Genomic DNA, 13,131 nt, shown 5'->3' with positions numbered 1-13,131 from the left:
CAAATGATAACAATCATCTCTTAGGGGATGGAATGAAGTGCCCAAATGATAACAATACAAGATGGGAAACGTTAAATGTATCTCTTGTGTTGTTATTTTTTTATAAGAAGTTTTCGCCATGAGTCTTTAGGAATATTGAAAAATCAACATTCTTTATTATTGGAAAAAGATTTCAAAAAAAACATCTTGGCATCATCTTTGCTATGTATAAATATTCGGTACGTATCGAAAAAAAAGACAAGAGAAGGTGATGCAGAATTGTTATTTGGTGTACTGAAGGATATTAAGATCGGGGAGAACAGAGTTATTGCGACCCCTTCAGAAGTAACCACATTAAAAGGTGACGGTCATACCGTAATCGTTGAAAAAGATGCCGGATTAAAAGCCGGGTTTACCAATGAAAGCTATCTCGCAGCAGGTGCAGAAATCGCTGAGACGGCAGAGGAAATCTATAGACGATGTGATTTTGTGGCTAAAGTAAAAGAAATTGAAGCATCGGAATACCAGATGCTGAGAGAAGGACAAATTGTATATACGTGCATACATCCGGCTGCGCATCCTGAAGAGGTGCAGGCATTGCTGGATAGCAAGTGTATTGCGTTTACAGCAGAGGACTCCCATCGATTTGGTTCCGTCAACTGTGAAGCTGCTGGAAAACAAGGGGCTTTAATGGGACTTCACTCCATGTTAACCAACAACGGAGGAAAAGGGAAGTTCGTAAGCGGTCTGGCTGGCGCACCTGGGATCAAGGTTTTAATTCTTGGCGGCGGTTTGGTGGGAAAATCTGCTTTGCAGGTGCTGCATTCCCTTGGTGCATGGTGTACAGTCATGGACATCAGCATGGAGACCCTCAGAGATATCGGAAGAATTTATAACGAGCAGGTCAACACTCAGTTTTCAACAAAAGAAAACATCAAGAAACTGCTTCCCGAAATCGATCTGGTCATAAACAGTGTAAAATGGCCCAAAGGATGTACGGACTATCTCATCGACAGGGAAATGCTTTCCTTGATGGAGAAGGGATCGGTTATCGTTGATATCAGTAACGATACTCCCGGAGCAATCGAGTCATTTCATGAGACTACCCATGAAAACCCCACATATATTGAAAGCGGTATTGTGCACTACGGTGTGAGCAATATTCCCGGTTCTATTGCAAGATCTGTGTCGGAAGCCTATGCGGCTTCGGTATTGCCCCATTTTCGTTCCATCATGAATCTAGGAGTAGAAAAAGCGTGCATGAAGGATGGATTTCTTAGAAGAAGCTTAACAGCTTACAAAGGATATCTTACTCATGAAGAAACCAGCGCTATTCAGGGCAGACAATGGATTAGACCGGAAGATATCTTGAACCTGTCAGATAAGAAAATAGACCCGGCTCCATCGGCTACAACAACGAAATCGGATCATTTTATAAAAATTTAATAGGAAGAAGGAGATCTAAGACATGACGATATACACACTACTCGTGGATTTCGCTTGTGCAAGCGGGCTTATTCTCATTGGAATATTCCTTCGTGCTAAAATCAAATTTATTCAAGAGACTTTTATTCCTGCCAGTTTGATTGCCGGATTTCTCGGACTGGCGCTGGGCCCGAACTTTTTGAATGTTCTGCCCTTCTCCGAAACCATAGGATCTTATGCGGGATTAATTACGATCTTCGTATTTGCTTCTGTTGGTATCAATGGATTTTCATTTTCACCGGGAAGCATGAAAAAGGATCTGAACAGAATGGGAGCATATGCGTCTTATAAAATTCTGACCATGGCGATTCAATTTTCTCTGCCCATCGCATTTTCTATCCTGGTGATTTCAAAGGTTGCTCCACAGGTGAACAACGGTTTTGGAATGCTTTTGGTTGCGGGATTCTACGGTGGGCACGGGACCGCCGCTGCCGTAGGAAGCTCTTTCGAAGCGTTAGGCTTTGCGGATGCAACAGACCTTGGGATGACCGCTGCAACAATCGGTATTCTCGCAGGTATTTTCGGCGGACTTATCTTTATTAAATGGGCAACGAGAAAGGGATACACCCAATATGTCAAGGACTTTTCCAAGATTTCAGATGATCTGAAAACGGGACTTGTCCAAAAGGAAAACAGAACTGCGATCGGATCCGATACCATTTCCTCAATTGCCCTAGATCCCCTTGCATTTCATATGGCGTTGATTTTGATCCCTTCCGGTCTGGGTTATCTATTAAATACCTATATCGAAGAAAGATGGGCACTTGGCTTTCCGACCTTCACCATCGCATTTGTTCTTGCACTGATTATGTACGTTGCTCTTGGACAGGGAAAAAAGGGCGTGTATAAATATGTTGATGATAGAATCGTTACAAGACTGGGGAGTTCTGCTACGGATTACCTTGTATTCTTCGGTGTGGCCTCCATTAAGCTTCCTGTAGTTGTGGAATATGCACTGCCCCTTTCCTTGCTGGCGCTGTCCGGTATTGTGGTGGTTGTATTCATGATGAGGGTTATGGGACCTGCTATGAACAATGAAAGTTGGTTTGAACGATCTATCTTTGTTTATGGCTATGCCACAGGTGTATTTGCCATCGGTCTGACACTGCTTCGAATTGTAGATCCGGAAAATAAATCCAAGACACTTTCGGATACTGCTATCGTTGGTTCCTTGAATACCCCCATCGAATTATTTGCATGGTCTGCAGGACCAGCTATGCTCATGGGAGGCCAGCATTGGACCTTCGTTGGAATCTTCCTCTTAATTGGAGCTGTATGCGTTGCTGCGAATATCATCTTTAAATGGTGGTACCTGAAGACTCCACTAGGAGAAAGAGGCGCAGTCGAGAATGAGCCGATATTTGGTTCGGCGCAGGAGTAATTCAACCATACCAATAGACTAACTTTCTCATAAACTACAAATCAAACAGAAGCACCAAAGCAGTTATTCCTATCGGAGTAACTGCTTTGGTGTGATCCACAAAACATAGCAGAACTGACACAAATCAGTAATCATATAATAGAATTATAGGGGTGATAGATAATGGCTGAAGTAACCTTTCTAAATGCTTTTTCGCTTACCGTCGAAATTGCAAATACGATCCGGGACCGAATTTTAAAAGGCGAATATGGGATCGGCGAAAGGATCAAGGAAAATCAGATTGCAGAAGAACTAAGGGTGAGCAGGACTCCGGTGCGCGAAGCAATCAAACAGCTGGAGGCGGAGGGGCTGATCGAATCAATCCCCAATAGAGGATCGTTCTGCCTTGGATTTACAAATCAGGATATCAACGATGTTTATGCTGTAAGGACTGCAGTTGAGGTTCTAGCGGTTAAATGGACAGTGAATAAAATTACTGATGAGGAGATCAAGAGCCTTCAGGACGAGTATGAGCTGATGGAATTTTACACGAAGAAAAAAGATGGGAAACGTGTAATGGAAATCAATAAGAGATTTCATGAAATTATCTACGACGCTTCTCGAAGTAGATTTTTGATTCAGATCCTGAAATCATATCAGGAATATGTTCACCAAACAAGAAAAGTGACAGTTTATTGTAATGATAATCTAGATGCAATCCTTGGAGAGCATTATGAAATCTATCTTGCCATCAAGGAAAGAAATGAGAATAAAGCGGCAGATAAGATCCTGGTGCATTTACTGAATTCTCAGGCCAGGGCAGAAGTAGGCATGAAAAAAATCAGAAACTGTGAGGAACAGTCTATTAATTAGGAATCAGCAAACGACTTGCTGTAAAACTGTAAATTTATATAAGATAATGATCAGATTAATTATAACATTGATTGACTGAGGATATAAAAAGGACAGCATGCATTACTGCAAATTGCTGTCCTTAATTTATTATGTTAGATGGTTTTTTGTACTCCTGTATCGGAAGTAGTATCGGCTTTCGAACTCTCTGTGAGAACTGCTTCGCTAGGAGATTCTGTGAGATCATCCTCAGGTTTAATCTTGATAGCTCCTACCGTTATGGCTCCTACTGCAACAACTTTTGCAAGAGTTTTCGTGCCGCGCAGGATTTTCTTGCCGTCTTTTTCCTTGACACCTTCCAGAATCTCTCCGCTGTTATCAACCACTGTTTTTACATTGTTCACAAAATTATGAACTACTTGGCTTCCGGCAGATTTGAGCTCTGTCTTGCCCTCCTCCAGCTTATCCTGCTGATTTTGTATCTTTCCGGATATTAGGTGGGTTGTACCGCTTGCGATTTCGCCTGCAATACCACCAGTTAATATCGTTGAATCAACGACACTTTCTCCCAGCTCGTCGATGAACTTCTTTTTGGTTACCTTACCGATTACCGATATCGTTCCTCCAATTACGCCTCCCACGACTGCCCCTGTTATAATCCCTGCTTTTTTTATATTATTCACTGCTCTTAATCCCCTTTCAAGAAACACATTGAAAAAAGCTGCTTTCATTAGTATACTATAAAACAGGGTCTTATGCACAATAAAGTTGGAGACAGGCATTGGTAGCAGCCTAAAAGCATTCCCAATAAGATAAGAGAAAGATAATTTAGAACGCAAATTAGAAAGAGAAAATACAATGAAGAACGCAATTAAAACAGCTTTTCCATATACAATACCAGTTATGCTTGGGTACTTATCCATAGGAATTGCATTTGGCCTATTATTCCAGAATGCAGGGTATAATTTCATATGGGCATTTTTTATCAGCCTGTTTGTTTATGCAGGAGCGATGCAGTTCATTGCAGTAAGCTTCTTCAGCGGCGGTTTAGGCTTGATACAAATTGCGATTATGACACTGGTGGTAAACTTCCGCCACATTTTTTATGGGCTGTCTTTTTTGGAACGTTTCGGCAAGATGGGATTTAAAAAGTGGTATATGGCTTTTGCTCTGACTGATGAAACGTACTCTCTTCTTTGCGGAATCAAGCCGCCTGAGAATGTAGACGACAAAAAATTCCTGCTCTGTGTAGCGTTTCTTAACCAATCCTACTGGATTGCAGGTTCTGTTATCGGCGCCTTGGCCGGCTCGCTGATCACGTTCAATACACATGGAATGGACTTTGCTATGACGGCACTGTTTATCGTTATTTTTATTGACCAATGGAAGCTTTATCACACCCATATTCCCGCTATAACAGGGGTTTTTTGCAGTGTGGCTGCTTTGCTTGCTGTGGGTCCGGGCAACCTTGTCATACCGTCCATGGTTTTGATTGTCCTATCTCTAATGCTGATGCGGAAAACAATTGAGCCGAAGCTGGAGGAGAAAACCAGAGAGGAGGACCTTGAAAAATGACGTTGACTTTTGGAGCATCTGCACTAATTATCCTTGTAATTTCTGCTGTGACCTTTGGTTTGAGAGCCGCTCCTTTTCTTTTATTCAGCAGATCCGGTCAAATTCCAAAGGTGATTGTTTATCTCGGAAATGTGCTGCCCCCTGCTGTGATGGGGATGTTGATCGTTTACTGCCTGAAAAACGTCAGTATGATGAATGCGCCTCATGGTATACCGGAATTGATCGCGGTAACAGTGGTTGTAGGACTGCATCTTTGGCGCAAAAACAATCTTCTAAGTATTATCGGAGGGACAGCTGTGTATATGTTTCTCGTACAATTTATCTTTGTTTAAATTAGAGACAATTTCGCTGTCGAAGAAAGACGGAATAATTATACAAAATAATAGATTTTTCTTTTGACAATCCCAGTACTATTGTTATATAATAATTGATGTACTCTGTTAGACAGGGACATGCGCTCATAGCTCAGCTGGATAGAGTCGCGCACTACGAATGCGAAGGTCTGGGGTTCGAATCCCTATGGGCGCACCAAAAAAATACACTCATCTTTACGGTGAGTGTATTTTTTTTATACTAGATAGGGATTCGAACCCGAAAGCGTCCGTCAGCCCTGCCTCTAGTACCAAACTCGTTTGGGACGAATATAATATGTTAACTGTCGAGTTATCGGCAGTAAGGAGGCAACTTAATATGACCATAATGGATGACTCTTTTGATTTAACCGGAACTTGGCTGGGAGATGACGGTTCTACAACCTATCTTCGCCAGGTAATTTTAGGCGATAGCATCCAAATTTTCTGGGCGTCCGTCAGTGCATTAGGAGCCTATCCCTTCTCAAATATATATATTGGCTATAGGGTAGGAGATAGCATCATAGGCCAATGGGTTGACGTACCGCAAACCAACGATGATTATATCGGCAGCATGTCATTGGTAGTTGCAGATGCGAATACGATCTATCAGGTAGCAAACACACTGAACTATGGAACAAAAATCTGGACGAAAGTAAGAAGCGGATTCCCGCCGAGCTGTCCGTACTAGGTTTATAGACACAAGCTATGACCCCTAGAACGAATTAAAATCTAAAGAAGCACTGATTTGATAAGTGTTTCCTTGTATAGCAATGGGCTCGGATCTTAGATCTTGAGCCCTTTCTCTTTGATGCGAAGAATACGCAAGGAATTGAATGTTCAGATTCCGTAAGATTTCATTACGCTAATTTGATATAATAGGACAGGTAGAATCAACCGATATGGCATGAGCTGAACTGCAGGATAAGGAAGGTGAGAAAGTGACGGATCAAGAAAAATGGGAGGCGTTGACCAATAATAGCGCCAATACGGATGGCATGTTCGTTTATGCGGTGAAATCAACGGGGATATTTTGTCGTCCCTCCTGTAAATCAAAAACGCCATTAAGGAAAAACATCGTATTTTTCCCAAGCAGTGAAGCCGCTGCTGCAGCGGGATTTCGTCCATGCAAGCGCTGTCGCCCAGATCTTTTGGAATATGAACCGGTGAAAGAGGTAGGGTTAATGGCGAAAAACATAATTGAACAGTTCTTCTGCGAGAAGGAGAAATTATACGATGAATTGCTGTGTCTTGGTGTTTCCGAGCATCGAATGACCCAAATATTTAAAGTGCAGTACGGTATGACCCCAACAGAATATAGGAACTTATTAAGACGAAAAGCGGCAGAGGAAAAGCTGAAAAAAACAACTCTGCCGGTGATAGAAATTGCATTTTCTCTTGGTTTTGAGAGCCTGTCTGCGTTTTTCTCCTTTTTCCGCAAATCTACCGGAATGACGCCGAAAGCATATAGAGAAGAAGCGATCGAAAAAACAAAGGAATCAGAGGATAGATCCTATGGTCTTTACAAAACGAGCATTGGTGAGATCACAATCGCAGCCAGCAACAGTTCAATTATTAAAATTTTGTATGGAAATCACATCCCGCCTCATACGGAAGAAAACAAAACAGGCTTGACCGATCAAGCAGCATCTGAGATCAAAGAATACCTGACAGGAAAGCGTATCGTATTTGATGTACCACTTGAGCCTCATGGCACTCTCTTTCAAAAGAAAGTATGGGAAGCATTAATGAGGATCCCCTATGGTGAAACTCGCTCTTATAAACAGATCGCAGAAGAAATTGGAAATCCAGGTTCAAGCCGTGCAGTAGGAATGGCAAACAACAAAAATCCAATCCTAATCATGATTCCTTGTCATCGGGTGATTGGTTCTGATGGCTCCCTTGTCGGTTATGCGGGAGGGATACCGCTTAAGGAAAAATTGTTGCGGTTGGAGCAGAACCGGTAAAACGTATTCAATCTAGGCCCACTGCTTTTAGCGCCTGGTCCAGATCCTGAATCAAATCCGAAGCGTTTTCAATTCCGACACTGAAGCGGAAAAAACCTCCATGGAATTCTTCGGGATATAAGTATTGGCGCTCGTCATTTTCGCCAAGGAAAACAATAAGACTTTCGTCATGGCCCAAGGAAACTGCTGAGGTTATGATTTGCAAGGCAGACACAAAACGATTGTGTGTGTCATGATCAGCATTGAGTCCAAAGGAAAGAACTCCGCCAAAGCCATTCATCATTTGCTTTTTTGCAACTTCATGTCCCTTATGACTTTCTAGACCGGGGTAGGCGACAAATCGAACTCCATCTTTTTTCTCCAGATATTCGGCAATGGCAAGTGCATTGCTGTTATGCTCCCTCATGCGCAGCGGCAGAGTGACTGCACCCCGCATGATAAGCCAAGCATTAAAGGGACTGATCGTACCACCTAGATTCACCATGGAATCTGAACGTATTTTTTCAATCAGGAGTCGTGCTCCGATTACCGCACCGCCCATTGCATCACCGTGACCATTGATGTACTTTGTAAGACTTTCTATAACGAGATCCGCTCCAAGTTCAAGTGGTCTTTGCGTATAGGGGGAAGCAAACGTATTGTCCACGGACAGCAGTACTCCATTCTCATGCGCTAGCTTTGAAATGGCAGCTATGTTACTGATTTGTGTTGTGGGATTCCCCGGCGTCTCAATATGGATTAACTTCGTGTTGGGTCGGATGGCTGCTCTGATTTTTTCAATATCAGAGGTATCAACCAGGCTTGTTTCTACCCCATACTTCTCAGGATGAAGCTCTTTCAGCAGACGATAGACAGCAACGTAGGTAATATTTGAGAAGACAATATGGTCTCCTGACCTAAGAAGGGCAAAGAAAAGGCCCGATAATGCAACTACGCCACTGGCCAGTACGACGCAATCCTCGCCGCCTTCAAGTGCTTTCAGCTTATCCTGCAGATAATTCTGATTTGCACCGCCATTGCGGGTATAGATGGGCTTTCCTCCGGAGCTGCTCCAATTTAATTCTGAAGGATCATCGGGAAGAGCATAACTGTTTGCCATTGTGATAGGACGACGGATCGCACCGGTTTCACCATCTACATCATTTCCAGAATGTACTGCTTTTGTCTGAAATCCTAAATGATTTCCATAGCTGCGTTTTGTCATAATTGATCGCCTCCTTAAAATGCATATATTCCATAGTAAACCTATATGTTTTGCGTGTAATGCTATCATTATAACACGCTTTTTTTAAATGTCAAAGTGAATGGAAAGTTATCAGTGACTGAGAAGGGATCATTATTTTAGTTTAAGTTAGAAATTATTATCATTTAATTTACCGTATTAGGACACATGCCGCAATTGGTGCAGAGATGCTCGTCAAGGATGCTTTTTAGAGCACAAGCACTGCTGCTGTGAGAACGAACGATCTTAGCTCCGCTTCTTTCACCCGCTTTCACCGCATTCTCAACCATTTTGTGAGACACTGTATTTGTGAAAAGTACCAATAGGTCAGGATTTCCAATCAAGTTTTTCATGTTTGAGGGCATCTGTGTAAATACTTTTGGCTTACATTTGTATTTCTTGCATATTTCTTTGTAAGTACAGACCATTCTGTCGTGTCCCCCGATAATTACGATACTCATATTAACCTCCGTTTTCAATATTTAATGTTTGATTCTGCATAGATTTATGATACGGATCGCGGTTAGGCATAACTAACCAAATCTCCAAATAAATAGTTAGGATTAACTAACTATAATGGTTTCACTATAGCATCCACAACAAGGGTTGTCAACAGAAAAAAGTGAAGAATCAGTAAACATAGAAAAAGAGCAAAATACTCGATACAGAAAAAAATATTACATGACATTGAAAAAGAGCAGGCCCCTGTTATGGAGTCTGCTCAAATGAATCTTGTAATGTAACCTTGGGGAGCAAGATTGTGGTTCTGGTACCGATATCCTTACGGCTGATAACCTCGATGGTACCGCCGTGACGATCGATGATCCATTTCATAATAGCAAGACCAAGGCCGGATCCCCCGGTTTTTCTGGCACGAGATTCATCAGACCTGTAGAAACGGTCAAAGATATAGGGGAGATTTTCCGGATCAATGCCGATTCCGTTATCTTGTACTGAAATTCTTATCAAATCCAAATCATCTGCGATTGATACGACGATTTCTCCGTTTGCAGGAGTATATTTAATACTATTTTCAATGAGTATCCGCATCGCCTGCTTCAGGAGCTGACGGTCTGCATTGACAAAAGCTAATGTGTCATTTTTCATGCGGAACGTATGCAGAGTATCGATCAGCTGTGTCTCCTTGAATATCTCTTCTATCATTTCAGAACAATTAAAGACTTCAAGGTCGAGATGAAGGGTTTCATTGTCTCCCCGTGCAAGGAAGAGTAATTGCTCAATCAAATCCTTCATGCTCTCCGCTTCACTCTTAATGGCATCGATGGCTTCCTGAAGTGTTGCCTGATCATTTTTTCCCCAGCGATCCAACAGATTTGCATAGCCCTGTATCACTGAAATAGGAGTTCTAAGTTCATGGGATGCGTCAGAAACAAAGCGTACTTGCGAACGATATGCTTCATCGATACGGTTCAGCATACTGTTAATGGCGTTGGCCAAATCCTTTAGTTCATTTTGCGTGCCATCTACTGAAAGACGTTTATCCAGCTTTGTTGCGTCGATATTGCTGATTGTTCCGGCCAGTTCTCTAAGCCGTTTCATTTCATTGGCCTGCAAATCTCCTGCAGCTGATGCGCTGAGGTTTTGTGCCTGTTTGGTCATAACAAGCAGAGGTCTGAGAATTCTTCGTATTTCGCGCCGTCCCTTAGCGATTCCGGTTAACAGAATCAGGGCTTCCAAAATCAGCAAGGCGTATAAAAGTCTTAGGTAGTCTGCTAAAATCATACCGATAGGGTAGATTACAGCAGTCTTTTCCTGCTCAAAAACCATCCTGTATTTCAAAGTTTTCAGAGGATGTTTGGTGGTTGTATCAAACCAAATCCATCGAGTAACCTGATAATTCGAAAGGGGAGTAAACCTGTTTACCTCGTTCAAGAGACGGATACCCGCCGAGTCCGGATCGGCGGGTACAAATCTAAATTCCATTACTGTAGTATCCCGGGGAGAAAATTCCTCCATCAAAGCGGCAGTACGATCCTCCGCTTTCCATAGAGTGAGAGACATTACAGCAAGACAAAGCACAATATTTACCGTTAACAATACCCCAAATGTATATAAAATTGTGTGCAGATTCAGCTTCATTACAAGAGAGAAGCTAGCTCTGCCAGTGCTTTCTGCTGCATTGCCGTTTGCTTGATTTCTACCGGATGGGCTGGGATCAGCATTTTTGTCGTTTGCCGAATTGCCGCCACTGTTTTTTTGATCTTCCATATCACTGTTCACGGATAATATATCCTACTCCTCGTATGGTCTGAATTATTTTTAAGCCAAAGGGCTCTTCGATTTTAGCACGGAGATAGCGGATATATACATCGATGGCATTGGTTTCTCCGACAAAATCATAGCCCCAAACACTGTCAAGCAGACGATCCCGGCTCATGACCAGACCTTTATTCTGTACGAGATAAGCCAGAAGATCAAATTCCTTTTTTGTCAAATCCACCGGTGTAGTTCCAACCCAGACTTCTCTGCTGTCTAAATTCAACTTGAGATCCCCTGCTGTGATGGTATGTTCCGCTGCTTTGACGCTTTCTTTGGCCGCGCCTGAATTTCTTAATACTGCACGGATTCTGGCAAGCAGTTCTTCGATGGCAAAGGGCTTTGTGATATAATCATTGGCACCTCCGTCAAGCCCTGCAACTTTGTCCATGGTATCGTCTCGGGCAGTCAGCAGGATGACCGGAACGGAAGAGGTCTGGCGGATTCTTCTGAGCACTTCAAAACCGTTAAGGCCAGGAAGCATAACATCCAGTGCAATCAGATCATACTCCTTTGATTGGGCCATTGAGAGGCCAGTCCTGCCGTCGGCAGCCTTTTCCACCACATACCCTTCAAAGTTGAGCTCCAGCTCGATGAACCGCGCCAGTTTTTCTTCGTCTTCCACGATCAATATTCGTTCCTGCATAAATGCCCTCCATTATGGCCGGCTTTTCTCCGGCTAATTTTTAATATCTTTTTTGATTTCTTCTGCTGCGTCAGCCACGCTGTTCATGGCATCGTTGACGCGGCTGCCCTTGATATCCGGACCTGTGATGAGATAACGGAAGCCAAAGAACATGCCGACTACCAGAAGCGGTACCACCACCCAGAATGCAAATAGAAGCAGGAGAACTAAAACGGAGATGGGAAGTCTCATGACAGAATTACCGTCTTTTTCTACCACAAAGGAATTTACATTACCTTTGTGAAGCACATCTCCCATCCAGGCAAAAAAACGTCTCATGTTTTTGTTGAATGCCGACTTTTCTCCGGTGCTGTGGGACGACTGACTGTTATTGTAGCTGCTTTCTTCGGTCTGCTGGCTGCATACAATTGCACTGCTTCCCGAACGATACTGGCCGCCGCCCTGGGGTGGCTTTACTTTGCCTTGCCGTTCCAGATCGATCAACGCTTGAAGAATATCTCCACCTGTGTTTTCCAGGGCTGCTTTTGCTTCATCATAGGATATATCCGCATATTCACGAAGCTTTTCTACTTGTTCTAAAGTTACCATAATTTTATCCTCCTATATGATTGATTATGGTTTTATTATAAGAAACAAACCTTCAAAGCTCCTTTAACGAAAATTAAAAAACGATTAAAATGAGATTGAAAATGCCTTGAATTCAGTATCAGAATAGCATGGAACGGTAAAAAAGTCCAGAATCAGTCGGTTTTACTGCCCTAAAGATTGATTTTTAGCAAATCATCCAATATAATAATTTCATATAGTACAGCGTATTAAAATTAAATTTATCCTGCAGTTTCTAACAATTATTTAGAATACGATGTACTAGAAAGACGAGGTTGATTTATGAGAATAGCTGTGGTAGACGGGCAGGGCGGCGGGATTGGCCGTGCAATCGTTGAAAAATTAAAGGCTGCATTACCCAATGTTGAGATTTTGGCTTTGGGGACAAACTCGGCCGCAACAGGACAGATGCTGCGGGCAGGGGCAGACGATGGCGCCACTGGAGAGAATGCCATCGCACACAATATGAAATCCGTAGATGTTGTGGTGGGCGTGATTGCTATTATTAATGCGAATTCTATGATGGGGGAATTGAGCCCCAAAATGGCACAAGCCATCGGTGAAAGCCGTGCATATAAGGTACTCCTTCCCATCAACCGCTGCAATATACATGTGGTCAGTGTAGAAGAGGTTCCTCTCAGCATACATCTTGACAATGCGGTGAGAACCATCAGGGAATACGTTGTGAACCATCAGGGAATCCGGTGAGAAAAATCCGATTCCGGTGAGGAAAGCTGGTATCATAAAAAAACCCTTCGCTGTAAAGCTGGAGATGCGTACTTCATCTACAACTCGAAGCGAGGGGTTTTGTA

14 protein-coding genes and 1 tRNA gene are annotated in these 13,131 nt (G+C 42.8%); 9 read left to right on the top strand and 6 right to left on the bottom strand.

The window, feature by feature from the left end; all coding sequences use genetic code 11:
* The first annotated feature begins 258 nt into the window (after window positions 1-258).
* The 3 genes from FRZ06_08875 (at window position 259) to FRZ06_08865 (ending at window position 3,697) form a co-directional block, all read left to right on the top strand.
* Window positions 259-1,425 (top strand): alanine dehydrogenase, encoded by a 1,167-nt coding sequence (locus FRZ06_08875; protein ID QOX63458.1) that lies wholly within the window; start codon window positions 259-261, stop codon window positions 1,423-1,425.
* A 22-nt stretch (window positions 1,426-1,447) separates the two neighbouring features.
* Complete coding sequence (locus FRZ06_08870) at window positions 1,448-2,845, top strand: sodium:glutamate symporter (GenBank protein QOX63457.1); 1,398 nt, start codon at window positions 1,448-1,450, stop codon at window positions 2,843-2,845.
* A gap of 162 nt (window positions 2,846-3,007) precedes the next feature.
* Window positions 3,008-3,697 (top strand): GntR family transcriptional regulator, encoded by a 690-nt coding sequence (locus FRZ06_08865; protein QOX63456.1) that lies wholly within the window; start codon window positions 3,008-3,010, stop codon window positions 3,695-3,697.
* 134 nt (window positions 3,698-3,831) lie between these two features.
* Here the strand turns inward: FRZ06_08865 and FRZ06_08860 are convergent, their stop codons facing one another.
* A complete protein-coding gene (locus FRZ06_08860; GenBank protein QOX63455.1) occupies window positions 3,832-4,359 on the bottom strand; it encodes a hypothetical protein in 528 nt (175 codons plus the stop codon).
* Window positions 4,360-4,534: 175 nt separating this feature from the next.
* Here FRZ06_08860 and FRZ06_08855 point away from each other — a divergent pair, with 175 nt between their 5' ends.
* The 5 genes from FRZ06_08855 (at window position 4,535) to FRZ06_08835 (ending at window position 7,568) form a co-directional block, all read left to right on the top strand.
* Window positions 4,535-5,251 (top strand): branched-chain amino acid ABC transporter permease, encoded by a 717-nt coding sequence (locus FRZ06_08855; protein QOX63454.1) that lies wholly within the window; start codon window positions 4,535-4,537, stop codon window positions 5,249-5,251.
* Complete coding sequence (locus FRZ06_08850) at window positions 5,248-5,583, top strand: branched-chain amino acid transporter AzlD (GenBank protein QOX63453.1); 336 nt, start codon at window positions 5,248-5,250, stop codon at window positions 5,581-5,583. The genes FRZ06_08855 and FRZ06_08850 overlap by 4 nt, the downstream gene beginning before the upstream one ends.
* Window positions 5,584-5,705: 122 nt before the next feature.
* Window positions 5,706-5,782: transfer RNA gene (locus tag FRZ06_08845), tRNA-Arg, on the top strand.
* Between the two features lie 159 nt (window positions 5,783-5,941).
* Entirely contained in the window at window positions 5,942-6,292 is a 351-nt protein-coding gene (locus FRZ06_08840) for a hypothetical protein (GenBank protein ID QOX63452.1), read from the top strand.
* Window positions 6,293-6,542: 250 nt separating this feature from the next.
* Window positions 6,543-7,568, top strand: a complete 1,026-nt coding sequence (locus FRZ06_08835; protein QOX63451.1) for a methylated-DNA--[protein]-cysteine S-methyltransferase — start codon at window positions 6,543-6,545, stop codon at window positions 7,566-7,568.
* A gap of 7 nt (window positions 7,569-7,575) precedes the next feature.
* On the opposite strand, the gene FRZ06_08830 is transcribed toward FRZ06_08835, so the two are convergent.
* From FRZ06_08830 to FRZ06_08810, 5 genes are all read right to left on the bottom strand, one after another.
* Window positions 7,576-8,772 (bottom strand): aminotransferase class I/II-fold pyridoxal phosphate-dependent enzyme, encoded by a 1,197-nt coding sequence (locus FRZ06_08830; GenBank protein ID QOX63450.1) that lies wholly within the window; start codon window positions 8,770-8,772, stop codon window positions 7,576-7,578.
* Window positions 8,773-8,936: 164 nt separating this feature from the next.
* Entirely contained in the window at window positions 8,937-9,251 is a 315-nt protein-coding gene (locus tag FRZ06_08825; protein ID QOX63449.1) for a DUF2325 domain-containing protein, read from the bottom strand.
* A gap of 247 nt (window positions 9,252-9,498) precedes the next feature.
* Window positions 9,499-11,019: a sensor histidine kinase gene (locus FRZ06_08820; protein QOX65884.1), complete on the bottom strand. Its 1,521-nt coding sequence runs from the start codon at window positions 11,017-11,019 to the stop codon at window positions 9,499-9,501.
* A 1-nt stretch (window position 11,020) separates the two neighbouring features.
* The gene (locus FRZ06_08815; protein QOX63448.1) at window positions 11,021-11,713 is read right to left on the bottom strand and encodes a response regulator transcription factor; all 693 of its coding nucleotides are present in this window, start codon (window positions 11,711-11,713) and stop codon (window positions 11,021-11,023) included.
* A 33-nt stretch (window positions 11,714-11,746) separates the two neighbouring features.
* Window positions 11,747-12,301: a DUF4342 domain-containing protein gene (locus tag FRZ06_08810; protein ID QOX63447.1), complete on the bottom strand. Its 555-nt coding sequence runs from the start codon at window positions 12,299-12,301 to the stop codon at window positions 11,747-11,749.
* Window positions 12,302-12,601: 300 nt separating this feature from the next.
* Here FRZ06_08810 and FRZ06_08805 point away from each other — a divergent pair, with 300 nt between their 5' ends.
* Window positions 12,602-13,027 (top strand): DUF3842 family protein, encoded by a 426-nt coding sequence (locus FRZ06_08805; GenBank protein ID QOX63446.1) that lies wholly within the window; start codon window positions 12,602-12,604, stop codon window positions 13,025-13,027.
* Window positions 13,028-13,131: the final 104 nt, after the last annotated feature.

The sequence above is a fragment of the Clostridiales bacterium genome (assembly GCA_015243575.1).
GTDB classification, from domain to species: domain Bacteria; phylum Bacillota; class Clostridia; order Peptostreptococcales; family Anaerovoracaceae; genus Anoxybacterium; species Anoxybacterium hadale.
Note: the sequence above shows the minus strand (reverse complement) of the source record. Positions and strands in the feature narration are given on the sequence as shown.